The 24,637-nt window shown below is 68.8% G+C and carries 26 protein-coding genes and 1 tRNA gene; 16 read left to right on the plus strand and 11 right to left on the minus strand.

Going from position 1 to position 24,637, the window contains the following annotated elements; genetic code table 11:
- The first annotated feature begins 11 nt into the window (after positions 1-11).
- Together ENE75_RS06065 and ENE75_RS06070 are read left to right on the plus strand one after the other, a co-directional pair.
- Positions 12-233, plus strand: a complete 222-nt coding sequence (locus ENE75_RS06065) for a biotin/lipoyl-binding carrier protein (RefSeq protein ID WP_128196601.1) — start codon at positions 12-14, stop codon at positions 231-233.
- Between the two features lie 26 nt (positions 234-259).
- Positions 260-1,342, plus strand: a complete 1,083-nt coding sequence (locus tag ENE75_RS06070; RefSeq protein WP_233258934.1) for a phosphotransferase — start codon at positions 260-262, stop codon at positions 1,340-1,342.
- Between the two features lie 420 nt (positions 1,343-1,762).
- On the opposite strand, the gene ENE75_RS06075 is transcribed toward ENE75_RS06070, so the two are convergent.
- Entirely contained in the window at positions 1,763-2,671 is a 909-nt protein-coding gene (locus ENE75_RS06075; RefSeq protein ID WP_199232215.1) for a YicC family protein, read from the minus strand.
- 28 nt (positions 2,672-2,699) lie between these two features.
- Between ENE75_RS06075 and ENE75_RS06080 the strand changes: the two genes are divergently transcribed.
- The 6 genes from ENE75_RS06080 (at position 2,700) to ENE75_RS06105 (ending at position 8,067) form a co-directional block, all read left to right on the plus strand.
- Positions 2,700-3,674 (plus strand): serine/threonine protein kinase, encoded by a 975-nt coding sequence (locus tag ENE75_RS06080; protein WP_128196605.1) that lies wholly within the window; start codon positions 2,700-2,702, stop codon positions 3,672-3,674.
- 94 nt (positions 3,675-3,768) lie between these two features.
- Positions 3,769-4,677 carry a PP2C family protein-serine/threonine phosphatase gene (locus tag ENE75_RS06085; protein ID WP_128196607.1) on the plus strand — a complete coding sequence of 303 codons (909 nt, stop codon included), beginning with the start codon at positions 3,769-3,771 and terminating at the stop codon, positions 4,675-4,677.
- Between the two features lie 8 nt (positions 4,678-4,685).
- Complete coding sequence (gene rph / locus ENE75_RS06090; RefSeq protein ID WP_128196609.1) at positions 4,686-5,408, plus strand: ribonuclease PH; 723 nt, start codon at positions 4,686-4,688, stop codon at positions 5,406-5,408.
- Between the two features lie 17 nt (positions 5,409-5,425).
- On the plus strand, positions 5,426-6,052 hold the full coding sequence (locus tag ENE75_RS06095) for a non-canonical purine NTP pyrophosphatase (RefSeq protein ID WP_128196612.1): 627 nt from the start codon (positions 5,426-5,428) through the stop codon (positions 6,050-6,052).
- Positions 6,040-7,245, plus strand: coding sequence for a radical SAM family heme chaperone HemW (gene hemW / locus ENE75_RS06100; RefSeq protein WP_375138469.1), 1,206 nt, complete (start codon positions 6,040-6,042; stop codon positions 7,243-7,245). Before ENE75_RS06095 ends, hemW begins: the two co-directional genes overlap by 13 nt.
- A gap of 96 nt (positions 7,246-7,341) precedes the next feature.
- A complete protein-coding gene (locus tag ENE75_RS06105; protein ID WP_128196616.1) occupies positions 7,342-8,067 on the plus strand; it encodes a PEP-CTERM sorting domain-containing protein in 726 nt (241 codons plus the stop codon).
- Between the two features lie 6 nt (positions 8,068-8,073).
- On the opposite strand, the gene ENE75_RS06110 is transcribed toward ENE75_RS06105, so the two are convergent.
- The 4 genes from ENE75_RS06110 to ENE75_RS06125 all read right to left on the minus strand — a co-directional run bounded on the left by ENE75_RS06110 (position 8,074) and on the right by ENE75_RS06125 (position 13,653).
- Positions 8,074-10,716, minus strand: coding sequence for an ATP-binding protein (locus ENE75_RS06110; protein WP_158288869.1), 2,643 nt, complete (start codon positions 10,714-10,716; stop codon positions 8,074-8,076).
- A gap of 260 nt (positions 10,717-10,976) precedes the next feature.
- Entirely contained in the window at positions 10,977-12,059 is a 1,083-nt protein-coding gene (locus ENE75_RS06115) for a protein-glutamate methylesterase/protein-glutamine glutaminase (protein WP_128196620.1), read from the minus strand.
- 12 nt (positions 12,060-12,071) lie between these two features.
- A complete protein-coding gene (gene cheD, locus ENE75_RS06120; RefSeq protein ID WP_128196622.1) occupies positions 12,072-12,740 on the minus strand; it encodes a chemoreceptor glutamine deamidase CheD in 669 nt (222 codons plus the stop codon).
- Between the two features lie 52 nt (positions 12,741-12,792).
- Positions 12,793-13,653 carry a CheR family methyltransferase gene (locus tag ENE75_RS06125; RefSeq protein WP_233258935.1) on the minus strand — a complete coding sequence of 287 codons (861 nt, stop codon included), beginning with the start codon at positions 13,651-13,653 and terminating at the stop codon, positions 12,793-12,795.
- A gap of 142 nt (positions 13,654-13,795) precedes the next feature.
- Between ENE75_RS06125 and ENE75_RS06130 the strand changes: the two genes are divergently transcribed.
- The 3 genes from ENE75_RS06130 to ENE75_RS06140 are packed head-to-tail and all read left to right on the plus strand — an operon-like array spanning position 13,796 to position 15,659.
- The gene (locus tag ENE75_RS06130; protein ID WP_375138464.1) at positions 13,796-14,506 is read left to right on the plus strand and encodes a GGDEF domain-containing protein; all 711 of its coding nucleotides are present in this window, start codon (positions 13,796-13,798) and stop codon (positions 14,504-14,506) included.
- A complete protein-coding gene (locus ENE75_RS06135) occupies positions 14,503-15,273 on the plus strand; it encodes a MinD/ParA family protein (protein ID WP_128196626.1) in 771 nt (256 codons plus the stop codon). The genes ENE75_RS06130 and ENE75_RS06135 overlap by 4 nt, the downstream gene beginning before the upstream one ends.
- Positions 15,270-15,659, plus strand: a complete 390-nt coding sequence (locus ENE75_RS06140; protein WP_128196628.1) for a group II truncated hemoglobin — start codon at positions 15,270-15,272, stop codon at positions 15,657-15,659. The genes ENE75_RS06135 and ENE75_RS06140 overlap by 4 nt, the downstream gene beginning before the upstream one ends.
- Positions 15,660-15,683: 24 nt before the next feature.
- On the opposite strand, the gene ENE75_RS06145 is transcribed toward ENE75_RS06140, so the two are convergent.
- Complete coding sequence (locus ENE75_RS06145) at positions 15,684-16,322, minus strand: Smr/MutS family protein (RefSeq protein WP_128196630.1); 639 nt, start codon at positions 16,320-16,322, stop codon at positions 15,684-15,686.
- Complete coding sequence (radC, locus tag ENE75_RS06150; RefSeq protein ID WP_128196633.1) at positions 16,319-16,993, minus strand: RadC family protein; 675 nt, start codon at positions 16,991-16,993, stop codon at positions 16,319-16,321. The genes ENE75_RS06145 and radC overlap by 4 nt, the downstream gene beginning before the upstream one ends.
- 70 nt (positions 16,994-17,063) lie before the next feature.
- Between radC and ENE75_RS06155 the strand changes: the two genes are divergently transcribed.
- The 5 genes from ENE75_RS06155 to ENE75_RS06175 all read left to right on the plus strand — a co-directional run bounded on the left by ENE75_RS06155 (position 17,064) and on the right by ENE75_RS06175 (position 20,894).
- Positions 17,064-17,507: an FKBP-type peptidyl-prolyl cis-trans isomerase gene (locus ENE75_RS06155; RefSeq protein ID WP_128196635.1), complete on the plus strand. Its 444-nt coding sequence runs from the start codon at positions 17,064-17,066 to the stop codon at positions 17,505-17,507.
- A gap of 59 nt (positions 17,508-17,566) precedes the next feature.
- Positions 17,567-18,574 (plus strand): 4-hydroxy-3-methylbut-2-enyl diphosphate reductase, encoded by a 1,008-nt coding sequence (gene ispH, locus ENE75_RS06160; protein WP_128196637.1) that lies wholly within the window; start codon positions 17,567-17,569, stop codon positions 18,572-18,574.
- Positions 18,575-18,675: 101 nt separating this feature from the next.
- Entirely contained in the window at positions 18,676-19,971 is a 1,296-nt protein-coding gene (gene serS, locus ENE75_RS06165) for a serine--tRNA ligase (RefSeq protein ID WP_128196639.1), read from the plus strand.
- Positions 19,968-20,762 carry a 2-keto-4-pentenoate hydratase gene (locus ENE75_RS06170; protein ID WP_233258936.1) on the plus strand — a complete coding sequence of 265 codons (795 nt, stop codon included), beginning with the start codon at positions 19,968-19,970 and terminating at the stop codon, positions 20,760-20,762. Before serS ends, ENE75_RS06170 begins: the two co-directional genes overlap by 4 nt.
- Before the next feature lie 40 nt (positions 20,763-20,802).
- A tRNA-Ser gene (locus tag ENE75_RS06175) sits at positions 20,803-20,894 on the plus strand.
- 249 nt (positions 20,895-21,143) lie between these two features.
- Here the strand turns inward: ENE75_RS06175 and ENE75_RS06180 are convergent.
- The 4 genes from ENE75_RS06180 to ENE75_RS06200 all read right to left on the minus strand — a co-directional run bounded on the left by ENE75_RS06180 (position 21,144) and on the right by ENE75_RS06200 (position 24,411).
- Entirely contained in the window at positions 21,144-22,526 is a 1,383-nt protein-coding gene (locus tag ENE75_RS06180) for a hypothetical protein (protein ID WP_233258937.1), read from the minus strand.
- 76 nt (positions 22,527-22,602) lie between these two features.
- Positions 22,603-23,103, minus strand: coding sequence for a GNAT family N-acetyltransferase (locus ENE75_RS06185; RefSeq protein ID WP_000376623.1), 501 nt, complete (start codon positions 23,101-23,103; stop codon positions 22,603-22,605).
- A gap of 127 nt (positions 23,104-23,230) precedes the next feature.
- On the minus strand, positions 23,231-24,070 hold the full coding sequence (sul1, locus tag ENE75_RS06195) for a sulfonamide-resistant dihydropteroate synthase Sul1 (protein WP_000259031.1): 840 nt from the start codon (positions 24,068-24,070) through the stop codon (positions 23,231-23,233).
- On the minus strand, positions 24,064-24,411 hold the full coding sequence (locus tag ENE75_RS06200) for a quaternary ammonium compound efflux SMR transporter QacE delta 1 (protein WP_000679427.1): 348 nt from the start codon (positions 24,409-24,411) through the stop codon (positions 24,064-24,066). The genes sul1 and ENE75_RS06200 overlap by 7 nt, the downstream gene beginning before the upstream one ends.
- Positions 24,412-24,637 lie beyond the last annotated feature (226 nt).

Below are 24,637 nucleotides of genomic sequence, written 5' to 3' on the forward strand. Positions count from 1 at the left end.
CAGGAGTCTCCATGGCCCTCGAAACCATCCGTTCAGAAGTCACCGGCACCGTGTTCCAGGTGCTGGTGGCGCCCGGCGCGCAGGTTGCCGCCGACGATACGTTGATCCTCATCGAGTCGATGAAGATGGAGATTCCCATCACCGCGACCTGCGCCGGCACCGTGCGTGAGGTCCGCGTCACCGAAGGCGACGGCGTCGCCGACGGGCAGGACGTCGTGATCGTCGAGCGCTGATCTCGGGCAACTGCCGGCGGCAGCCCGTGCAGCCTCGAACCGAATCGGTCGACCTGGCCGAGCAAGGGCATCGCCTCGACGCATCGGCACTTGCGCGATGGATGCGCGACCACGTCGACGGCTGCGGCGGGCCGCTGACGGTGCGGAAGTTCGACGGCGGGCAGTCGAATCCGACCTACCTGCTGCAGACACCGACGCGTCGCTACGTGCTGCGCGCCAAACCCGCGCCGGCGGCGCGCCTGCTGCCGACGGCCCATGCGATCGAGCGTGAGTTCAGGGTGATGCAGGCGCTGGCGCCGACCGAGGTGCCCGTGCCTCGCGTGCATGCGCTGTGCGAGGACGAGGCCGTCATCGGTCGGGCCTTCTACATCATGGCGCATGTCGAAGGCCGCGTCTTCTGGGATCAGACGCTGACCGATCTGCCTGCCCCTCAACGAGCGGCCGTCTACGACGAGATGAATCGCGTGCTCGCATCACTGCACCGGCTGGACGCCGTGGGGCTTGGCCTGCAGGATTTCGGGCGGCCCGAGCGTTACGTGGCGCGGCAGGTCGAACGCTGGAGCGGCCAGTACCGGGCGACGACGACCGAAGAGATCGTCGCGATGGATCGCCTGATGGACTGGCTCCCGGCACACCTACCAGAAAGCGCGCACAGCACGCAGGCAGAGGCCATCGTGCACGGCGACTATCGCCTGGACAACCTGATCTTCCACCCGAGCGAACCGCGGGTAGTGGCCTTGCTGGATTGGGAACTGTCCACCCGCGGCCATGCGCTGGCCGATTTCAGTTACCACTGTATGGCTTGGCACATCCCGCACGCGGAGGGCCGCGGGCTGCTGGGCCTGGATCCACTGACCGAAGGCATCCCAAGCGAAGCGGCGTACGTGCAGGCCTATGCGCGGCGCATGGCGTGGGATGCGGACGCGATCCGCCACGACTGGTCCTACTACCTGGCCTACAACCTCTTCCGGGTGGCGTCGATCCTGCAAGGCGTCGCCCATCGCGCACGGCAAGGCACAGCATCCAACACCCGTGCCACTGCCGCTGCCGCACGTGTTCGGCCGTTGGCCGAACTCGGCTGGCGTCATGCACAGGCTCATCGGGAATGACGACCGCCGGACATCGCGCCGGGACCTGTCACGGGCCTTCGACCTTAGGCTCAGCTTGTCCTTCGAGAAAGGCGCCTGCTCGCGATACCGTCATTGGCTCGCGGGACGGCAGTTCCGATACCGTCAACCTTGCGCCAGAACGGCATGTTTCGCCTTGCCGCCATGCCAGAAGCGGTCCTCATCGCCCCAGGTCATCAGGACGACCGTTGTCATGCATCGCCGCGCGACGGTCGCGATGTCGGTATCCGACCGATTTCCGGCCAACAAAGCTCGGCTCTTGCCTATGAGAAGCGCCTGCCTGTTGACAATAGAGTGGGAGTGAGGCCAAGGCGCCGGGTCGCGACCCCGCCACACGTTGCAACTTCCTGACTTGGCTGCCGTTGGTGGCTGCCGCTGCGGGTCCAGGGTCTTCTGCCCCGGCTACTCGATGTTCTGCACCTGTTCGCGCATCTGCTCGATGGCCACCTTCATGTCCACCGAGATGTTGGTCAGTTCCAGCGCGGCGGACTTGCTGCCCAGCGTGTTGGCCTCGCGGTGGAGTTCCTGCATCAGGAAGTCCAGCCGCTTGCCGAGTTCGCCGCCGCGGTCGAGCAGGCGCTCGACCTCGTCGAGGTGGGACCGCAGCCGCGCGAGTTCCTCGGCCACGTCGATGCGGATGGCGAATGCCGTCGCTTCGTTGAGCGCACGCTCCTGAATCGCCTCGGCCGATACGGCAGCGCCACCATTGGCCTGGGCCAGGGCCTCGTTCCAGCGGTCCAGGAAACGCTGCTGCTGCCGTGCCACGACGTCCGGGATCAGGGGTTCGGCCTGCGCCACCAGCGTGCGCAGGTGCGTGATCTGATCGCGCAGCAGCGTCGCCAGCCGGGCGCCTTCGCGTTCACGCGCGGCCACGAAGTCGGCCACGGCCAGGCGCGCCGCCGCCATCGCGGCCCCGTCCTGCTTCGCGGCCGGGGTGCCGCCCCGGCACCACTGCAACACCTCGTGCACCGACAGCGGGACCGCCGTCGGCAGCCAGCAGCGCACACCGGACTCCAGCTGGGAGAGCCGGCTGAGCTGGTCCGGCGAAGGCTGAGGCCATCCGGCGTCGGCATCCTTCTGAACGTTCAGGCGCAGTTCGATCTTGCCGCGCCGGACGGCGCCGCCGAGCAGTTCGCGCAGCGCCGGTTCCAGCCCCCGCAGGTCGTCCGGCAGCCTCAGGACCAGGTCCAGGAAGCGGCCGTTGACCGAGCGGATGTCCACGGTCACGCCGCCTGCGCCATCCCCAGATGGGCCGGTCGCAGGCGCCCCGCTGGAGGCGCTTCCGTAACCGGTCATGCTGTAGACTGCCATCGCTGATTCCACGTCCAAACCAGTCATTATGTCGCCGCCCAAGACCAAACCAGCCCCGTTGCCCGCCGGCACCGTGGTCGGCGGCTACACGGTCGTCAAGAAGCTGGCCGCAGGTGGTTTCGGCGTGGTCTACCTGGCGGAGGACGAGCAGCGGCACCTGGTGGCGCTCAAGGAGTACCTGCCCGCGTCGCTGGCCGACCGGCGTGCCGGTGAACTCAAGCCCACCATCAAGCCCGACAAGCAGCCGCTGTACCGCCTGGGCCTGAAGAGCTTCTTCGAGGAAGGGCGCAGCCTCGCGCAGATCAGCCATCCGAGCGTGGTCTCGGTGCTGAACTTCTTCCGCGAGAACGAGACCGTGTACATGGTGATGAACTACCTGCAGGGCGACACGCTGCAGGATTTCATCGTCACCGCGCGCGACCTCAAGCGCGACAAGGTATTCCGCGAGAGCACCATCCGCAGCCTGTTCGACGAGATCCTGCGTGGCCTGCGCATCGTGCACCAGCACAAGATGCTGCACCTGGACATCAAGCCGGCCAACATCTTCGTCACCAACGACAACAAGGCCGTGCTGCTGGACTTCGGCGCCGCGCGCGAGGTGCTGAGCAAGGAAGGCAACTTCATCCGGCCGATGTACACGCCGGGTTTTGCTGCACCGGAGATGTACCGCCGGGATGGGGCGCTGGGCCCCTGGACCGACATCTACGCCATCGGCGCCTGCATCTACGCCTGCATGCAGGGCTACCCGCCCAACGACGCGCCGCAGCGGCTCGAAAAGGATCGACTGGCGCTGAGCCTCTCCCGCCTGCGCAACGTGTACTCCGACAACCTGATCGAGGTCACGGAATGGTGCATGTCGCTCGACCCGCTGAGCCGGCCGCAGAGCGTGTTCGCGCTGCAGAAGGAACTCAGCCGCGAGACCGAGCGCCGCTACACCAAGCTCAGCTTCAGTGAACGGCTGAAGCTGCAGATCGAAACCCTCAAGAACGGTCAGAAAGCCTGAGCATGGGGCGCCTGCGTTCGATCCGCCCGGTGCGCCAGCCCGGGACCACCCCCGTGCTGCCCGAAGCGGCAGGCCGAACGTCGAGGCGACGCGGATGAGGTTTGCCGTCTATCAGGTCTCGCGCAAGGGCGGCCGGGAAAAGAACGAAGACCGCATGGGCTACTGCTACACGCGGGATTCGGGCCTGTTCGCGCTGGCCGACGGTATGGGCGGGCACCCGGAGGGCGAGGTCGCCAGCCAGCTCGCGCTGCAGACCCTGGCCGCCCGCTTCCAGAAGGAGGCCAAGCCGGTGCTGGCCGACCCGCTGCGCTTCCTGCAGGAAGCCATCATCGCGGGCCACCACCAGCTGCTGCGCTATGCCACCGAGCGTGCGCTGATGGACACGCCGCGCACCACGGTCGTGGCCTGCCTGCTGCAGGGCAAGACGGCCTACTGGGCGCATTGCGGCGATTCGCGGCTCTACCTGGTGCGCGGTGACAAGCTCATCGCCCGCACGCGGGACCACTCCTACAGCGAACTGCAGGAGACGCTCTCGCAGGTGGTGCCGATGGGCGAGCGCTTCAACCGCAACGTGCTCTTCACCTGCCTGGGCAGTCCGGGCAAGCCGGTGGTCGACACCGCCGGGCCGCTGCTGATGCAGCCTGGTGACCGCGTGCTGCTGTGTTCCGACGGCCTCTGGGGCAGCGTCAGCGACGGCGACATCACCGAGCAGCTGGCGTCGCGGCCGATCGCCGATGCGGTACCGGAACTGGTCGAGCGAGCCCTGCGCACGGCCGGTGCCAAGAGCGACAACGTCACCGTGCTCGCCGTCGAGTGGGAGTCGGCCGAGGACACCGACGCCGTGCCCCAGGTGTCCACCAAGGATCTCGGCGACGAGGTCTTCGCATCCACCATCCAGGCCAGCCTGGGCGACGCGGCGGACGACCTCGACGAAGCCGAGATCGAACGTTCGATCCGCGAGATCAACGAAGCCATCCAGCGCTCGTCCCAGAAGCGCAAATAGGACCACCGATGTTTGAACGAACCGCGGGCCGCCGCGCCGATGCGCTGCGCCCTGTGCAGCTTCTTCGCCGTTACACCATGCATGCCGAAGGCTCGGTGCTGGTCGCTTTCGGCGACACCAAGGTGCTCTGCACCGCGTCGGTGGAGGAGCGCGTGCCGCCGCACAAGCGCGGCAGCGGCGAGGGCTGGGTGACGGCCGAATACGGCATGCTGCCGCGCAGCACCCACACCCGAAGCGACCGCGAAGCCGCACGCGGCAAGCAGAGCGGCCGCACGCAGGAGATCCAGCGGCTGATCGGGCGCTCGCTGCGCGCGGTGTTCGACCTGTCGGCGCTGGGCGAGCGCACCATCCACCTCGACTGTGACGTGCTGCAGGCCGACGGCGGCACACGCACCGCGGCCATCACCGGGGCTTGGGTGGCGGCGTCCGACGCAGTGCGCTGGCTGCTCGACCAGGGCCGCATCACCGCCAGCCCCATCCGCGACGCCGTCGCTGCCGTGTCGGTGGGCATCGTGCAGGGCACGCCGATGCTCGACCTCGAGTACGTGGAAGATGCCGGCTGCGACACCGACATGAACGTGGTGATGACCGGCAGCGGCGGCTTTGTGGAGGTGCAGGGCACGGCCGAGGGCACGCCGTTCACGCGGGCCGAGATGGATGCCCTGCTGGGCCTGGCCGACCAGGGCATTCGCGAGCTGGTGGCGCTGCAGCGCGCAGCGCTGGCCGCCTGAACACCGCGGCGGCGGCCATGCGCCTGGTGCTGGCGTCCAACAACGCCAAGAAGCTGGCGGAACTGCAGGTGCTGTTCGATGGCCTGCCGCTGGCGCTGGTGGCGCAGGGCGCGCTGGGCGTGACGGAAGCCGAGGAACCCCACCTCACCTTCGTCGAGAACGCGCTGGCCAAGGCCCGCCATGCCGCGCGCGCCGCCCAGGCGCCGGCCATCGCCGACGACTCCGGACTGTGCGTCTCGGCGCTGGGCGGTGCGCCCGGCGTGGTGTCGGCCCATGCCGCCGGCGTGGTGCCGGCGCAGGGCGATCGCGAAGCCACGCGGCGCGTGCAGGATGCCGCCAACAACGCCTGGCTGCTCGAACGACTGGCGGGCCAGGCCGACCGGCGCGCGCGCTTCGTCAGCGTGCTGGTGGCACTGCGCCACGCCGACGACCCGGAGCCGCTGATCGCCTTCGGCCGCTGGGAGGGCGAGATCCTGGCGGCGCCACGCGGGCAGGGCGGCTTCGGCTACGACCCGCTGATGTGGATTCCTGCACTCGGCAGCAGCGTGGCCGAACTGCCGGCCGACGTGAAGAACCGGCACAGCCACCGGGCGCTGGCGGCGCAGCAGATGCGCACGCTGATGCAGCAGGCCTGGGGCCTTTAGGCTCGCGCGCCGGTCAGACAGCCGTGGAGCACTACCTGCGCCCGGGCACGCTGCAGCTGGGCGCGCCGCCGCCCCTGTCGCTCTACGTGCACCTGCCCTGGTGTCTGCGCAAGTGCCCCTACTGCGACTTCAACTCGCACGAGTCCAAGGGCGATCTGCCCGAGGCGCGCTACCTCGATGCGTTGCGTGCGGACCTGGAACAGTCGCTGCCCCTGGTCTGGAGCCGGCGCATCCACAGCGTGTTCATCGGTGGCGGCACCCCCAGCCTGTTCAGCCCCGAGGGCATCGACCGCCTGCTGGCCGACGTGCGCGCCCTGCTGCCGCTGGAGCCGGGCTGCGAGGTCACGCTGGAGGCCAACCCCGGCACCTTCGAGCGCGAACGCTTCCGCGCCTTTCGCGCCGCAGGCGTGACGCGGCTGTCGATCGGCGTTCAGAGTTTCGACGACGCGGCGCTGAAACGCATCGGCCGCGTGCACGACGGGGCGCAGTCGCGTGCCGCGGTGGCCGAGGCGGCCGATGCCTTCGACACCTTCAATCTCGACCTGATGTACGCGCTGCCCGGCCAGGACGAAGCGGCGCTGCAGCAAGATCTCGCGACAGCGCTGTCGTTTGAGCCGCCGCACCTGTCGATCTACCACCTGACGCTGGAGCCGAACACCGTCTTCGCCAACCGGCCGCCGGTGCTGCCCGACGACGACACCGCCAGCGCCATGCTCGACCTCATCGTCGACACCACGGGCACGGTGGGCCTGCAGCGCTACGAGGTCTCGGCCTTCGCGCGGCCCGGCCACCGCTGCGCGCACAACCTGAACTACTGGCAGTTCGGCGACTACCTGGGCATCGGCGCCGGCGCGCATGGCAAGCTGAGCTTTCCGCACCGCGTGGTGCGCCAGGTGAAGTGGCGCGAGCCGGCGCGCTACATGGCAGAAGCGCTGGCCGGGCGCGCACTGTCCAACGAGGACGAGGTGGCCCGCGAGGCCCTGCCGTTCGAGTTCATGCTCAATGCGCTGCGCCTGCGTGAAGGCTTTGCGCTGCAGGACTTCAGAGAGCGCACCGGGCTGCCGCTGTCGGCCATCGAGCTGGCGCTGGCCGAGGCCGAGCGGCGCGGGCTGCTGGCGGTGGATCTGACCCATGCGCGGCCCACGGCGCGTGGCTTCGACTTTCTGTCGGACCTGCAGCAGCTGTTCCTGTGACTGGGACCCCGCGGACGCGGGGGGCGTTCCGCAACGTTTGCCGAACGGTGGGCGGCCAGCATCCTGTCATTCCGAACTTCACCAGGCAGGTCGACGATGCCCACCACCACGCCACACTCGCCACGCGCAGCCCTGGCCGTCGCGCTGTTGTCCCTGGCCACGGGCGCACACGCCGCCAGCCTCCTGGAGGACTTCGACGGCAGCCTGAACCCGTCGCTCTGGACACTGGACGACGCCGGCAACACCTGGTTCGTCGACGAGGGCCGGCTGGTGTTCGTGCGCGGCAATGGCGGCAACGCCTTGCTGACGTTGGCGCCACTGCTGCAGGGGGACTTCGACGTGCGGATGGACTACGACGTCACCGGCTGGTCGTCGACCTTCGGCGGCGGCGACCGCTTCGGGCTCAGCGTGACGCCGGTGGGCGAAGGTCCGGCCTTCGGCTCCACCATCGGCTATGCCCAGGAGCAGTACCTGTACGCGGCCGCGGCCGGCGCCTGCTGCAGCTTCGGCCCGTTCAACCCCCTGGATGACGGTGGCACGGTGCGCCTGTGGCGCAGCGGCGAGCAGCTTCGCCTGCAGTTCCTGGCCGGCAGCGAGTGGGTCACGCTCGCCGACACCACCGAGACGCGCGACATGCGGCTCTCCCTGTCGAGCTACACCTTCAACGGGTTCGTGCCCGGCGCGAGCTACGCGGTGGACAACCTCAGCATCAGCGCCGACGCCTTCTCCGCGCCCATCCCGGAGCCGACCACGGGCGCCTTGCTGGCAGCCGGACTGGCCACGCTGGGCTGGATGGCCCGCCGGCGCCGCACCTCTGCCTGAGCGCCGTCAAGCCAGCGCCAGCGACACGGCGCTGGCCAGTGGCAGCGCTGCGCCCTCGTCCCACGCCCGCTGGCCGGCTTCACGCCCCAGTTGCAGGCGGCAGCGGCGGCGCGTTCGCGCCACGTCGCGCGCATCCTGCGCCGCCAGCGCCCCGAAGTGCATGCGCCAGAAGCGGTCGGCAAAGCCCATCAGGCGTGCCGCGCGCCGCGCATCGCCTTGCGCCAGCGCCAGCGGGCCCAGGTTCCACAGCGCGTAGAGCACGTTCTCGGTCTCCAGGGTGGCCCAGGCCTCGGTCAGTGCGGCCCGCGTCGCCTGTTCTGCGTCGGCCGTGCGGCCCAGCAGATCCAGCGCACTGCCGGTGGCGTTGAGCACCTGCGACAGCAGGTGGCGGTCGCCGACTGCACGTGCCTCGGTGGCCAACGCTGCCAGGTCGGGCAGCGCGGTGCCGGCATTGCCGTGGTAAATCGCCGTGATGGCGACGTTGTAGCGCAGGCCCCGCCGGGCATGGGCATGGGCCCGGGGTTCGGCGGCCAGCCAGTGCAGCGCCATCCGATAGGCGTCTGCGGCGCGCGCTGGATCGCGGTCGGCCTCGTTGGCCAGCGTGGCCTCCAGGCTCAGCAGTGCCGCCATCGTGGCCGGATGATCGGGCGCTTCGGTTCGCGCCTGGGCCAGTCGGGCGCGGGCGCCGACGGCGTCGGCGTCCACGCGCCAGGCCACGCGGGCCTGGAGCAGCCGTGCCTGAGCGCGGGCGGGCGCGTGCTCCAGTGCGTCGAGGTCGATCCGACTCGCGAGCTCGCGGGCACGGGCACCGCGCCCTGCAGCGAGGTCCAGGCTCGTGGCCAGCACGGTGGCCGCGGCGGCCACGGCGCTGTCCTGCCCGGGTTGCGGACGCGTGGCCATGCCGTCCACGGCACGGTCGAGCGCGTCCAGGGCCGAGGCCGGCGGATGGCGTTCCTGCCAGGCCGGCGCGAAGGCGAGCATCAGGTGCCGGGTGCGCTGCTCTGCGTCGTCGGCCGCCAGGCTGGTGTCCGCCAGCAGCGACAGCAGCAGCGGCAGCGCCTGCTCCACCCGCGGCAGCGGCCAGGCAGGTGCCAGGGTGCCGGCCCAGGACGCGAGCGCGTCGGCCCAGCCTGCCTGAAGGGTGGCCACTTCGGGGTCGGCCAGAGGCTCGAGCACCAGATCGCGTACCGGCTCGGGCAGTGTGCACCAGCGGCCATGGCCATCGTCCCCGGCCTCTACCAGCAGGCTGTCGGCCACCAGTTCTTGCCAGGCCGGCTCCACCGGCGGGTTCGCCGCCGGGTGATGCTGCGCCAGCGCCAGGCACACCGGTGCCCGGGCCGAGGCCATCAGGTCCAGCAGACGCCGCGCGGCAGGCGTCAGCAGCGCCAGGCTCGTGGCCACCACCGCATCGAGCGACGCATGACGGGGTTCGTCCATCACACCGGGGCCGCGCCGGGCCAACAGGCGCCAACGTTCGGCCCCCTCTTCGTCCAGGTGTTCGGCCAGTTGGGCGGGCGGCAACATGCGCACCTTGGCGGCCGCCAGCTCGATGGCCAGCGGCAGGCCTTCGAGCCTGCGCAAGATCGACCGTATGGCCGCTTCGTTCCCCGGGTGGCACTGGAAGTCCGGCCTTACGGCACGCGCGCGGTCGATGAACAACTGCAGTGCCGCGCTGGCCGGGCCGTCCGCGGGGAGCGGCCGGGGACACCAGGTGCGGGCACCGTCGGTCGCCAGGGCGCGGCGGGTGGTGACGATGACGCGCAAGCCTGGCAGGCGTGCGAGCAGGCGAGGCACCAGCGCCAGCGCGGCGTCCGGCAACTGTTCGGCATTGTCCAACTGCAGGAGCGCTCGGCGACCCGCCAGTGCCACCATCGCCATGTCGGCCGCTGCATCGAGCAGGGCGGCGGTGTCGGCCCGCGCATGCGCCGCTGGCGCGCTGCCCTGGGTCAACGCCAGGCGCACCCGGGACACTGCGTCGTGGACCGTCGTGCAGCCGGCCCAGGCCACGAACCGTGCGGTATCAATCTGCCCGTCGGCGAGCAGGCTGCGTGCGGCCTGCACCGACAGGCGGGTTTTGCCCAGGCCGCCACGGCCGAGGACGACGAGCCAGCGCGTCTTGGCCGCAGCGTCAGCCAGGGCGCGCACGGCCGACTCGCCGCCGATCAGCGGCGTCAGGTATTGGGGCAGGCCATCGTCCGGGGCGGTGCTCGGGCCCCTGGATGGAGGCTCGCTGCAACGCATCGAGTGGGCCTCGAGATCCAGCCTGTCGACAAGGGCCTGTAAGCGCCGGCGCAGGTCCAGCACCCATTCGTCGTAGTGGCCGGGCAGCAACTCGCCACCCCAGGCCGCTGCCGCAGCGGCCCGGTCACCGTCGCGGGCTGCGGATTCGAATCGCACAACGTCGCAGACGACCGCACCCGGTGCCAGCTGCAGCGTCAGCCGGTCGGCCAGGATGGCGATCGAACGTGTGCCATCGGCCGGGCGTTCCAGCGTGGCCTTGAGCGTGCTGAGCGTCTGCCGCAGGCGTGCGCGACCGGTGGCGGCGTCGGCGTGTGGCCACAGCCACTCGGCCAGCATCTCACGCGCGTGCGCAACGTGTGGCTCCAGCGCCAGGCGTGCCAGCAGAAGCACCGCGGCGCGACTGTGCAAGCGCGTCAGGCGTTGCGTTCCGCGCTCGAGGGCAAATGTGCCGAGCAGGCGAAGACGCCAGGGAAGTGGGGCGGTCCGGTCGGCCATGGCAGCGTGCGGCGCGCATCATCGCAGGCGTCGGCCGCCACGACAGCGGGGCGCACAGGCTGCTCCCCGGACTCACGGGGGGGCAGGCGTTCGCCGGCGACGGGGGCCACGCCTGGGGTCGGCGACGACCGGACCGGCGTGCCGACGCCGGGCGCGGTCTCCTGCGTTTGCCGTCAGACCCGGCTGGTGTGCAGCCCGGCGGTGCTGCGCAGGCGCTCGATCAGTGCCGGCGCAATGCGCGTCAGCGGCATCACCTCGTGCGCCGCCCCGTGGGCGATAGCCTCGCGCGGCATGCCGAAGACCACGCAGCTGGCCTCGTCCTGGCAGACGTTCCAACTGCCGGCGTCGCGCATGGTCTTCATCGCACGCGCGCCGTCTGCGCCCATGCCGGTGAGCATCACGCCCAGGGCGTTGGGGCCGACCACGCGTGCGGCGGAGTCGAACAGCACCTCCACCGAGGGCTTGTGGCGGTTGACCGGTTCGCCGTCGCGGACGCGGGCCACGTAGTTGGCGCCCGAGCGTTCCACCGACAGGTGCAGCCCGCCCGGGGCGATGTAGGCGTGGCCCGGGATCACCCGTTCGCCGTCACTGGCCTCCTTGACCCTGATGCGGCACAGGCTGTCCAGCCGCGCGGCATAGCTCTTCGTGAAGCCGGGCGGCATGTGCTGGGTGATCATCACCGCCGGGAAGTCGGCCGGCAGGTTCACCAGCACCTCGCGGGTGGCTTCGGTGCCGCCGGTGGAGGCGCCGATGAAGAGTATCTTCTCCGTCGACAGACGACCGAGTGACGACGGCGCCGGCTTGGCCGCCACCGTGCCTGGCGCTGCAGGCGCCGGCGCCGACAGCCGGCGTACCTGGGCACGTGCGGCCGTGCGGATCTTGTCGGTGATGTCCTCACCCAGTTGGCGCAGGCCGTCGGACACGCCGATCTTGGGCTTGGCGACGAAGTCCACCGCGCCCAGCTCCAGCGCCTTCATCGTGACCTCGGCGCCGCGCTCGGTCAGCGTGGAGACCATCACCACCGGCATCGGCCGCAGCCGCATCAGCCGCGAGAGGAAGTCGATGCCGTCCATGCGCGGCATCTCCACGTCCAGCGTGATGACGTCCGGGTTGAGGTTGCGGATCATCTCGCGCGCGACCAGCGGGTCGGCTGCGGCGCCGATGCACTGCATGTCCGGCTGGCGATTGATGATCTCCGACAGCAACCCGCGCACGAGGGCCGAGTCGTCGACGACGATGACGCGGGTCTTCGCCATGGGTTCCTCTGTTCAGAACAGGTCCACCGAGCCGGCCGCGGATGCGGCGGGCACCGGCTTGGCCGCTGCGGCGCGCTCCTGGGCCAGCAGGGCGTCGGTGTTGGTGGCGGCCAGGCGCTTGACCATGGCCTTGCCGCTGTGCGGCAGGAAGCACACCTTGCGCGGGTAGACATCCATCACGTCCTTGGAGACGACGGTGATGCGCTCGGTGGACAGATAGTCGAGCACGAACTTGGTGTTGCGCTCGCCCACGTTGATGCTGTTCATGCCGCTGATCACCGCGCCACCGCCGAAGACCTTGGCCTCCATCGTCGAGCGCGTGGCGCCGCGCTTGACCAGCTCGTTGATCAGCAGTTCCATAGCGTAGCTGCCGTAGCGGCCGGCGTCGGCGCCGGTACCGCTGCCCTCGGGCAGCATGAAGTGGTTCATGCCGCCGATGCGCAGCTGGCGGTCCCAGATGCAGGCGGCGATGCACGAGCCCAGCGTGGTCATGATGAGGATGTCCTCGTCGTGCACGAAGTATTCGCCGGGCAGGATCTTGACCGCCTCGTTCTTGAAGTGGGCGTCGTAGAAGAAGAACGACGCCTCGCCGGGCCGCCGTGAGGCGGACTTAAGCCGCTGCAGGCGCGGCGTGCTGCCCAGCGCAGGGCGGGGCGCGGCGAGGGGGGCCACGGAGGTCATGTCTGGATGTCGGCCGCGGGCCGTGAGACTTGAGGTGTCCGGCGAGCGTGCGTCAGACCTTCTCGTAGATGGTCTTGCCGCGCAGGCGGAAGAGGTCGCGCGACTCGGTGAAGTTCTCCGAGTGGCCCACGTAGAGCAGCCCGCCCGGGTTCATCACCGCATGCATGCGCTCGAGCACCTTGCGCTGCGTGGGATTGTCGAAATAGATCATCACGTTGCGGCAGAACACGATGTCGAATGGGTCACCCAGGCTGCTCCAGCTGGGCGACATCAGGTTGAACGGGCGGAAGTCCAGCAGCCGGGCCAGCTCAGGGCGCGCCCGGATGTGGCCGGCGTTGGTACCGGTGCCGCGCAGGAAGTGGCGTTTCAGCCGTTCCGGCTCCAGGCCGCGGCTGTCGGCGGCGTAGACGCCGCGGCGGGCAGTCTCCAGCACCTTGGTGTCGATGTCGCTGGCCAGGATGCGCACCGGTGCCTGGGCGCCCAGAGCCTCCAGCGCCGTCATGGCCAGCGAATAGGGCTCCTCGCCGGTGGAGGCGGCATTGCACCAGATGCGGATGGGCTTGCCTGCACGCCGGGCCGACATCGCATGCAGGTCCTGCACCAAGGCGTGGAAGTGGTGCTCCTCGCGGAAAAAGGCCGTCAGGTTGGTGGTCAGGCAGTTGACGAACTCCTGCCATTCGGCGTCGGCCTGCGGTCCCTGGGCGCGCTCCAGCCATTGCAGGTAGTCGGCAAAGCTGCGGTGCCCGGTCTCCCGCAGGCGGCGGGACAGGCGGCTGTAGACCATGGCCTGCTTGCCAGCGTGCAGGCTGATGCCGGCGCGCTGGTAGATCAGCTGGCGCACGCGTTCGAAGTCGGCAGCGGAGAAGCTGAACTCGGACTCGACGGCGATGGGGGCGGTGGGCAAGGTGGTCATGACGGGATCCCGGGGTCTTGCCAGTGTCCGCGGTGCCGCCGACATCGATCGCTCGATCAGGCCCCTGCATGGCCCTCATCTCTGACCGGGCAGCTGACAGCGCACTGATAGACTGCGCCCACTGTTACAACCCGACGCCTTCGTGGACTGCTCGAGCTCATCGACGGAACTGCGGCTGGACAACGCACGCAAGCTGCTGATGCAGGCCGGCGTCGCGGAGCCGACGGCACCCGTGGGCAGCGTGCCGTACCTGCAGGCGCTGGTGGACGCGCTGGTGGACCTGTCCAGCCGTGATCCGCTGACGGGCCTGGCCAACCGGCGCAGCTTCGAGCTGGCCCTGGCACGCGAGATCGACCGCGTCGCGCGCAGCGGCGAACCTGCACTGCTGCTGGTGCTGGACATCGACCACTTCAAGCGCGTCAACGACACCTGGGGCCATGGTGCGGGCGACGGGGTCATCCGCGCCGTGGCCGGCGTCCTCAACGAATGCGTCCGTCCCATGGACCTGGTGGCGCGCACCGGCGGCGAGGAATACGCCATCGTGCTGCCCAACTGTGCGCCGGCCTTCGGCGAGGCCGTGGCCGAGCGCATCCGCCGTCGTGTGGAGGCGCTTCCGATCCAGGTGGCGCCCGGCGAGCGGATCAGCGCCACGGTCAGCATCGGGGGCGCGTTTGCGCCGCAGTGGGTACGCTCCAGTGCCCACCTGTGGCTCGAGCGTGCCGATCAGCAGCTCTACCGCGCCAAGGGGCGCGGCCGCAACCTCGTCTGCCTGGAGCCTACCGCCGTCTCGCTGGTCAGCAGCGAGGAGCGTCGCATGCTCTTCGAGACCTCGCAGTTCCTGGACTTCGAATGAACGCGCGCGCATCACGCATCACGGCCGTCACCAGCGGCAAGGGCGGTGTCGGAAAGACCTTCGTCGCGGCCAACCTGGCGGCGGCGCTGGCCCGTCAGGGCCGGCGTGTGCTGGTGCTCGACGCCGACCTCGGCCTGGCCAACCTGGACGTGGTGCTGAATCTGTTCCCGAAGATCACGCTGCACGACGTCTTCAGCGGCAACGCGAAGCTAGACGACGCGATCCTGCCCGCGCCCGGCGGCTTCTCGGTGTTGCTGGCCGGCTCGGGCATGGTCGAGTACTCGCGCATGACCCCTGAGGTGCGCGAGCAGTTGCAGAAGGTCATCGAGCAGGTGGCACCGCGCTACGACCACGTGCTGCTGGACACTGGCGCGGGCATCTCAGACGTGGTGCTGTACACCGTGTCGCTGGCCGACGACGTGATCGTCGTCGCCACGCCCGAGCCGACCTCGCTGACCGACGCCTACGCGACGATCAAGGTGCTGGCGACCACGCAGGGTCGGCGTGAACTGCAGGTGGTGGTCAACCAGGCGCGGCGGCTCGGCGACGGGCGCACCGTGCGCCAGCAACTGCAGCAGGTGGTGGACCGCTACGTGAACCCCACGCTGGACGGGCCCGTCCACCTGCAGTTGCTGGGCGAGGTGCCGTCCGACCCGGCGGTTCGCGAAAGCGTGCTGCGGCGCGAACTGCTGCTGGAGCACCTGCCAGGTTGCGCAGCAGCGCTGGGTCTCGTGCAGACGGCCACCCGCATGCTGGCCGGCCGGTGAGCGAGGCCGCGACCCCGTACGCCCTGCTCGGGGGCGATGCCGGCGTGCGCCGCCTGGTGGACCGCTTCTACGACCTGATGGACCTGGAACCGGTGCTGGCCCCCCTGCGCGCGCTGCACCCGCAGGACCTCTCGGGCTCGCGCGACAAGCTGCACTGGTTCCTCAGCGGCTGGCTGGGCGGGCCCGACCTGTACCAGCAGCGCTTCGGCCACCCACGGCTGCGTGCACGACACCTGCCGTACCCGATCGGCAGCGCCGAGCGCGACCAGTGGATGGCCTGCATGATCCGCGCGATGGAGGAGGAGGGTGTCGACGATGCCCTGGCGCAGCGCCTGACCCAGGCCTTCATGGGCACGGCCGACTGGATGCGCAACCGGCCGGACTGACCGCCGGCGTCCTCACGCCAGCGGTCAACGCCGTCGATCCAGCAGCACGATCAGGGCACCCGCGCCGCCTTCGTGACCGCTGGCCTGGGTGAAGGCCACCACCTCGGTGCATTGCGCCAGCCAGCGCTGCACCTTGGCCTTGAGCACCGGGCGCTTGCCCGGGGAGCCATGTCCCTTGCCGTGTACCACGCGCAGGCAGCGTCGGCCCTGCTGGTGGCTCTCGCGCACGAAGGCGGCCAGCGCCTCGCGCGCTTCCTCGCGTGTGTGGCCATGCAGGTCGATCTGGCCCTGGATGGACCACTGGCCGCGGCGCAGCCTCGCCACCACGTCTGGCACCACGCCGGGCCGGCGGAAGCTCAGCCCGTCGTCGGTGAGCAGCAGCGACTCGACGTCGACCTCGTCGGACAGGGCCTGCTGCAGGGCAGCGCGCTCGTCGGCCTGACGCTGCAGCGGTTCCGGCGCCGGGCGCGGTGGCGAGACCAGTGCGCGGCCCCGGTCGGGCAGGGCGTGCACTGGGCCGACGGCGCGGGCGAAGGCCTCGCGCTGCGCGGCTTCGGCCTCGCGCCGGGCGCGTTCGCGTTCGGCCGCGGCGCGATCCTCGGCCTGACGGCGGCGCAGCGCCTCACGCAGGGCGCCCAGTTCCTGCAGCGAACCGGCCTTCACAGCAGGCCCCTTTCCGCCAGCGACACGGTCTGCCCGCGGCCGACGACGATGTGGTCGAGCACGCGCACGTCCACCAGGGCCAGTGCGCTCTTGAGGGTCGCTGTCAGGTACTCGTCGGCGCGCGACGGCTCAGCCACACCAGACGGGTGGTTGTGGGCCAGGATGACGGCCGCGGCGTTGTGGGCCAGTGCTGCCTTGACCACCTCGCGCGGATACACGCTGGTCTGCGTGAGCGTGCCCTGGAACAGTTCGCGCCACAGGATCAGGCGGTGCTGGCCGTCGAGGAAGAGCACCGCGAAGACCTCCTGCGGCCGGCCGGCCAGTTGCAGCGCCAGGTAGTCCTTGACCTTCTGCGGCGCGTCGAACACCGGGCGTTGCGCCATCTGCTGGGCCAGTGCCCGGCGCGCGATCTCGGCCACGGCTGCCAGCTCCGCCACCTTGGCCGGGCCCAGGCCCTTGACGTCGTGCAGGCCGGCCGGGTCGTGCTGCAGCAGGCCGGCAAAGCCGCCGCAGTGGTCCAGCACGTCCTGCGCCAGCCCGAACACGTCGCGGCCCGCCAGCCCTGTTCGCAGTAGCAGCGCCAGCAACTCGGTGTCGGCCAGCGCGCCGGCACCGCGCGCGAGCAGCTTCTCGCGCGGGCGCTGGTCGGCGGGCAGCTGCTTGGGTCCCATGGGGTCAGGGCGGGTTTCGTAGAATGACGGCCCAGTCTATCCGTGCGCCCCGCCGCGCCGAATACCCCTCGTGAACACCGTGCAGCCCGGGTCGTTCCTGACCCTGCATTACCGCCTCAGCGGGCCCGATGGCGCCGACGTGGTCTCCACCTTCGCCGACAAGCCGGCCACGCTGTCGCTGGGCAGCGGGCAACTGGCCCCGGCCATCGAGTCGCTGCTCGTCGGCCTGGCCGAGGGCGCGCACGAGCGCTTCGAACTGGCGCCCGGCGCCGCCTTCGGCGACCGCAACCCCGAGTTGCTGCAGCGCGTGAAGCGGGCCCTGCTGCGCGAACTGGGCGATCCCGACGCCGAGTACCACGTCGGCGACGTGGTGCAGTTCCCCACGCCCGATGGCCAGGGCGCCTACGCCGGCGTCGTGCGCGAGGTGGGGGAAGACTCGCTGCTGTTCGACTTCAACCACCCGCTCGCCGGCCAGCCCGTGCGCTTCGAGGTGCAGCTGCTGGGGGTGCTGTGAGTGCGCCGGGCCGCTCCCAAGCGCTCACTCCGGAGCCCGTCAGGGGCGAAGGTACGCCAATGACCCAGCCCGACACCCTGCAGGAGGTGCTGCTGGCCGAGCCGCGCGGCTTCTGCGCCGGCGTCGACCGTGCCATCGAGATCGTCGAACGTGCGCTGCAGCGCTTCGGCGCGCCGATCTACGTGCGCCACGAGATCGTGCACAACACCTACGTGGTGGCCGACCTGAAGGCCAAGGGTGCGATCTTCATCGAGGACCTGGCCGACGTGCCGCCAGGCGCCACACTGGTCTTCAGCGCCCACGGTGTGCCCAAGGCGGTGCGCGCTGAGGCGGCGCGGCGCGGTTTCCAGGTCTTCGACGCCACCTGCCCGCTCGTCACCAAGGTGCACGTCGAGGTGGCCAAGCTGGCCAAGGAAGGCTACGAGTTCCTGATGATCGGCCACAAGGGGCATCCCGAGGTCGAGGGCACCATGGGCCAGCTCAGCGACGGCATCTACCTCGTCGAGGACGTGGCCGACGTGGCCCGCGTGCATCCGCGCGGCGACAAGCTCGCCGTCGTGACCCAGACCACGCTCAGCGTCGACGACGCCGCCGAGATCCTGGCCGCGGTGAAGGCAACGTTTCCGCACGTGCGCGAACCCAAGAAGCAGGACATCTGCTACGCCACCCAGAACCGGCAGGACGCGGTCAAGCTGCTGGCGCCGGCGGTGGACGTGGTCATCGTCGTCGGCAGCCCCACCAGCAGCAACAGCAACCGCCTGCGCGAGCTGGCCCAGCGCCTGGGCACGCCGGCCTACATGATCGACGCCGCGGCCGACCTGCAGCCCCAGTGGTTCGAGGGCCGCCAGCGCGTGGGCCTGACCGCCGGCGCCTCGGCGCCCGACGTGCTGGTGCAGCAGGTGATCCTGCGCCTGCGCGAGTTGGGGGCCACCGCGGTGCGCAAGATGGACGGCGTGACCGAGACCGTGCACTTCCCGCTGCCGCGCGGGCTGGGCGACCGCAGCATGGCCGAAGCCGCCGCGCTTGCCGCCGCCGACACGTCGGCCGGGGCCTCCAGCCGATCTTGACCCGGCGGGCCCACCCGGCCCGCCGTGACGTCCTGCCGCCTGCCCCGCGGCCCCGCCGGCCCGACCCGCGGGGCCCAGACTGCCCCAACACGGAGATTCCCATGCTCGACATCACCCTGCTGCGCCGCGACCTCGATGCCGTCGTCACCCAGCTCAGCCGCCGCAAGCAGCCGCAGCCTTTCCTCGACGTGCCGCGCTTCCAGGCCCTGGAGGCCGAGCGCAAGCAGATCCAGACTGCCACCGAGCAGTTGCAGGCGCGCCGCAACAGCCTGAGCAAGCAGATCGGCGTCGCCAAGGGCAAGGGTGAGGACGCGTCGGCTCTGATGGCCGAGGTGGGCGGCATTGGCGACGAGATGAAGGCCGGCGCCGATCGCCTGGCGCAGATTCAGGACGAGCTGCAGCAGATGCTGATGCAGCTGCCCAACCTGCCGCAGGCCGACGTGCCCGATGGCGCCGACGAGAACGGCAACGTCGAGGTGCGCCGCTGGGGCGCGCCGCGCAGCTTCGATTTCTCGGTCAAGGACCACGTGGACCTGGGCGCGCCACTGGGCCTGGACTTCGACACCGGCGTGAAGCTCGCCGGGGCGCGCTTCAGCTTCCTGCGTGGCCCGGCCGCGCGGCTGCACCGGGCGCTCGCGCAGTTCATGCTGGACACGCAGACCCAGCAGCACGGCTACACCGAGTGCTATACGCCCTACATCGTCAACCGCGAGATCCTCGAAGGCACGGGCCAGCTGCCCAAGTTCAAGGAGGACATGTTCTGGGTGCTGCGTGGCGGTGACGAGGCACAGGCCGAGCAGTACCTGATCAGCACCAGCGAGATCAGCCTGACCAACACCGTGCGCGAGCAGATCCTGGACGCCGCACAGCTGCCGGTGAAGCTGACGGCGCACAGCCCCTGCTTCCGCAGCGAGGCCGGCAGCGCCGGGCGCGACACGCGCGGCATGATCCGCCAGCACCAGTTCGACAAGGTCGAGATGGTCCAGGTCACGAAGCCCGAAGACAGCGCGGCGGCGCTGGAACAGATGGTGGGCCATGCGGAGGCCATCCTGCAGGCGCTGGAGCTGCCCTACCGCGTGGTGCTGCTGTGCAGCGGTGACATGGGCTTCGGCGCCACCAAGACCTACGACCTGGAGGTCTGGCTGCCGGCACAGGGCACGTACCGCGAAATCAGCAGTTGCAGCGACTGCGGGCCGTTCCAGGCGCGGCGCATGATGGCGCGCTACCGCAACGCCGCCGGCAAGCCCGAGTACGTGCACACGCTCAACGGCTCGGGCCTGGCCGTGGGCCGGGCGCTGGTGGCGGTGCTGGAGAACCACCAGCAGCCAGACGGCAGCATCGCCGTGCCGGCGGCGCTGCGGCCCTGGCTCGGTGGCGCCGAGGTGCTGCGCCCGTGAGCCCGGCGGCGATGGCCGAGGCGCTGCTCGCTGCGCGCGCGCAGGGCCGGCCGCTGGTGCTGCCGGCTGATCTGGACCTGGCCACGGCCTGGAAGGTTTCGGCGCTGTCGGAGCAGCGCCTGCGGGCCGATGGACGCACGCCACGCGGCTGGAAGATCGGCTTCACCAACCGTGGCATCTGGCCCCGCTACGGTGTGCACCAGCCGATCTGGGGTCGGGTGTGGGACGACACGCTGACGCTGCTGGAGGGCACGGTGGGCGAGGTGTCGCTGGCCGGCCTGGTCGAGCCGCGGCTGGAGCCCGAGATCGTGTTCGGCTTCCAGCGCGACCCGCAACCGGGCATGGACGAGGGCGAACTCGCGGCCTGCATCGACTGGGTCGCCCACGGCATCGAGATCGTGCACACGCATGTCGGCTGGCGCTTCGATGGCCCGGCGGCACCGGTGGCCGACTTCGGCCTGCACGGCCGCCTGATCGTCGGGCCCCGCGTGCCGTTGCAGGCCTTCACCCGGCCGGCAGCAAAGTTGGCGGCACTGGGCGTGGTGCTGACCCGTGACGGCGTCGAGCGCGATCGTGGGCAGGGCGCCAACGTGCTCGACGGACCGCTCAGCGCGCTCAGGACCTGGCTGACGGCGATGGCCGACCAGACACCGGGCGTGCGTGTACGGGCTGGCGAGTGCGTGACCACCGGGACACTGACCGACGCCTGGCCCGTGGCGGTGGGCGAGACCTGGACGACGCGGCTGGACGATGACCACCTGAGCGGCCTGACGGTCCAGTTCACCGGCTGAGCTACAATCCTCGGCTTCGCTTCGCGCGAGACCACACGCAGGAAAGGTGGCAGAGTGGTCGAATGCACCGGATTCGAAATCCGGCGTACTGTGTATGCAGTACCGAGGGTTCGAATCCCTCCCTTTCCGCCAAAACAAGTCCTGCTAACTTGCTCAGCCAAGTTTGAAGGCGCTCAGAGCCCCGCACCACGCGGGGCTTTTTGCTATGGGCTCCTGACTGCGCTTCAGGAAAATTCGCCCGAAACCCGTCTCAAACCCAGTTTCGTCTCAGAACCTCCTGACTTTTTCGTCGTGGTACGGCAGGAAGGGGGTGGCGAAAAATCGGGGTTTTGGCGCCGTACCAATTGAACGGGTAGGCGAGCTTCCGGCCTATGAGGGCCATCAGTCCTCGAAGCCGTGATTTTTGAATTTGAGCTGATTACAGTTTTCGCGGGCCGCTCGCTGGGTCGACTCGTCGAAACCCGCCGGCGCCTCCGCCTGAATTTCCAGGCTGACCTTGACCTTCACGCCAGGCTTGGAGGTGAAGAGCATGAGTACCTCTTCGGCGACATCTGAAAACTGGAGCTTGGCCTTGACCGGATCGAGCTCGACCTGGCCGAAGAACACTGTCTTCTTCGCCGCGGGCGTCTTGGGCGGGTTGCCGCCCCCGCCTGCTGCTCCTCCACCGCTACCGCCTCCGGCCCCGGCCCCGCCGCTGCCATCGCCGCCCAAGCCTGCTCCGCCTCCGGCTCCGCCGCCCTGGCCGCCAGCATCGCCTTTCGCCTTGGCCTCGCGCTCCGCCTTTTCCTTCGCCAACAGATCCGCAAACTGAGATGCCGACGAAGGTTCGACGAGCAACAGAGCGTCATCGAAAATCACCGTCGTCTGCTCTCCGAAGTGGAAGCCTTGATAGCGGCCATCTTCCTCGCCATAGGCGACGCCGAAGAAGTCGCGCGACGAGACGCCCGCTCCTATGGTGTTGCGCAGAACGTGGTCATCTTTGAGCCGGGGCAGATAGAGGTAGCAGCAGGTCTTCTGCCAAGCATCGACTGCCGACACGGCAGGCTGGCCTTCCTTCCAGAACCACGCTTGCAGCATCTTCGCCAGGTGGATGGGAGCCCACTCTGTGATGAGAAGCTCGTGCTCGCGCAGAACCTTCTCGATCTCTTCGATGCGGTTGACCGCGGCCGGATTGATCTGGAAGTGGTCCCATTGCAGCTCGCCGATGCCTTTGCCCGGCTTGGCCTCCTGCAACGGCGCCAAGAGCCACTTGTAGGTCTCGCGCATCATGCGGCTCAAGGCCTCCGACGTTTGGTCGTGGCTGTGGCCTGCGAGTTTACTTTGGTGGACGTCGAGGTTGAGGCGCCCCTCCTTCACGTCGTCGACGATGGACTTCCAGGCCAGCACCGAAGTGACTTGGTCTTTGAGCCGCGACATCGAGTCGGAGTCGGGAGCCAGGAAGATCAGCCGGTTCTGCTTCTGCCGCGGCTGGTCGCCTCGGGTCTTCAATATCGCGGTAGCTGCGTCGATCGCCGCAGCTTGCGCCGAGCGCGAGAAGGTGGCCTCGGGAGCGAGCACCACAAGGCGCAGTTGCCAATCGTCCGGCACGTCGGCCGAGCCAGTGAAGACGTGGATTCCGCCAAAGATGCCGCTGGCGAAGCGCAGCTTGTCCTTGATGAACGGATAGACGTCCTCGCGCAGGTCGAAGCGGCGCTTCCTATCCTCCATCTCGCGGCGCAGGTTCGGGCGCGTGTCTGTCGACAACCTCTCGCGCAACCAAGACATCGCGGTCGGACTGCAAGTGATCTTGAAGCCACGGGCCCGTCCCACCCCGACATGGACCTCGATGCCCGAACGGACGTTAGATTTCGAGTTCTAGGCGTTCTGCGATGAAGGTTGGATCCCAGCCGGGATTGAAAGTGTCGACGTGGGTGAATCCGAGCCGCTCGTATAGGCCACGCAGGTTCGGGTGGCAGTCGAGCCGCAGCTTGGCGCACCCCTGCGTTCGCGCGGCATGGCGGCAAGCCTCGATCAGCGCGGAGCTGACACCCCGGCCCGCATGTGTCCGTCGCACCGCGAGCTTGTGCAGATATGCGGCCTCCCCCTTGAGGGCGTCGGGCCAGAACTCGGGATCCTCGGCCGACAAGGTGCAACAGCCGACGATGCCGTCGCTGCAACTCGCGACTAGGAGCTCGGATCTCAGGACGAAGGTCTCCGCGAATGTCCGGTCGATCCGCGCGACGTCCCAGGCGGGCGTTCCCTTGGCGGACATCCACGCCGCAGCGTCGTGCATCAGCCGCACAACCTCGTCGATATCACCCGAGCAGGCGACCCGAACGTTCGGAGGCTCCTCGCTGTCCATTCGCTCCCCTGGCGCGGTATGAACCGCCGCCTCATAGTGCAGTTTGATCCTGACGAGCCCAGCATGTCTGCGCCCACCTTCGCGGAACCTGACCAGGGTCCGCTAGCGGGCGGCCGGAAGGTGAATGCTAGGCATGATCTAACCCTCGGTCTCTGGCGTCGCGACTGCGAAATTTCGCGAGGGTTTCCGAGAAGGTGATTGCGCTTCGCAGATCTCCAGGCGCGTGGGTGCGGACGTAGTCAGCGCCATTGCCGATCGCGTGAAGTTCCGCCGCAAGGCTCGCTGGACCCAGATCCTTTACAGGAAGGCCAACGGTGGCGCCCAAGAAGGATTTCCGCGACACCGAGACCAATAGCGGAAGCCCCAACGCCGACTTCAGCTTTTGAAGGTTCGACAGCACGTGCAGCGATGTTTCCGGTGCGGGGCTCAAGAAAAATCCCATCCCCGGATCGAGGATGAGCCGGTCGGCAGCGACCCCGCTCCGTCGCAAGGCGGAAACCCGCGCCTCGAAGAACCGCACAATCTCGTCGAGCGCGTCTTCGGGTCGAAGGTGACCGGTGCGGGTGGCGATGCCATCCCGCTGCGCTGAGTGCATAACCACCAGCCTGCAGTCCGCCTCAGCAATATCGGGATAGAGCGCAGGGTCAGGAAATCCTTGGATATCGTTCAGGTAGCCCACGCCGCGCTTGAGCGCATAGCGCTGGGTTTCCGGTTGGAAGCTGTCGATTGAAACACGGTGCATCTGATCGGACAGGGCGTCTAAGAGCGGCGCAATACGTCTGATCTCATCGGCCGGCGATACAGGCCTCGCGTCCGGATGGCTGGCGGCCGGTCCGACATCCACGACGTCTGATCCGACTCGCAGCATTTCGATCGCCGCGGTGACAGCGCCGGCGGGGTCTAGCCGCCGGCTCTCATCGAAGAAGGAGTCCTCGGTGAGATTCAGAATGCCGAACACCGTCACCATGGCGTCGGCCTCCGCAGCGACTTCCACGATGGGGATCGGGCGAGCAAAAAGGCAGCAATTATGAGCCCCATACCTACAAAGCCCCACGCATCAAGCTTTTGCCCATGAAGCAACCAGGCAATGGCTGTAATTATGACGACGCCGAGTCCCGACCAGACTGCATAAGCAACACCGACAGGGATGGATTTCAGAACCAGAGAAAGAAAATAAAATGCGATGCCATAACCGATTATGACAACGGCGGAAGGGGCAAGCTTAGTAAAGCCCTCGCTAGATTTTAATGCGGATGTTGCGATTACTTCGCCAACTATTGCGATAACAAGAAAAAGCCAGCCTTTCATGATATATCTCCCAATTTGTGTAGGGCTTATTATGCACGCTTAAAAATAATAAAAGCAGACTTGACCTGATAGTTTGGCTGTGAGCAATTATGTGCTTAGCAGGCTGCTGAAATACTCCCCAGCGTCCGAACCTGTTCAGCGGCTGTAGCCGCATTTTTCCGTATCCTGAAAGTCAACCCCTCAAAATCGCCTGCTTTCAGTCGCAAAGCACGGTTTTTTTGCCCCT

The sequence above is a fragment of the Rubrivivax albus genome (assembly GCF_004016515.1).
GTDB lineage: Bacteria > Pseudomonadota > Gammaproteobacteria > Burkholderiales > Burkholderiaceae_C > Rubrivivax > Rubrivivax albus.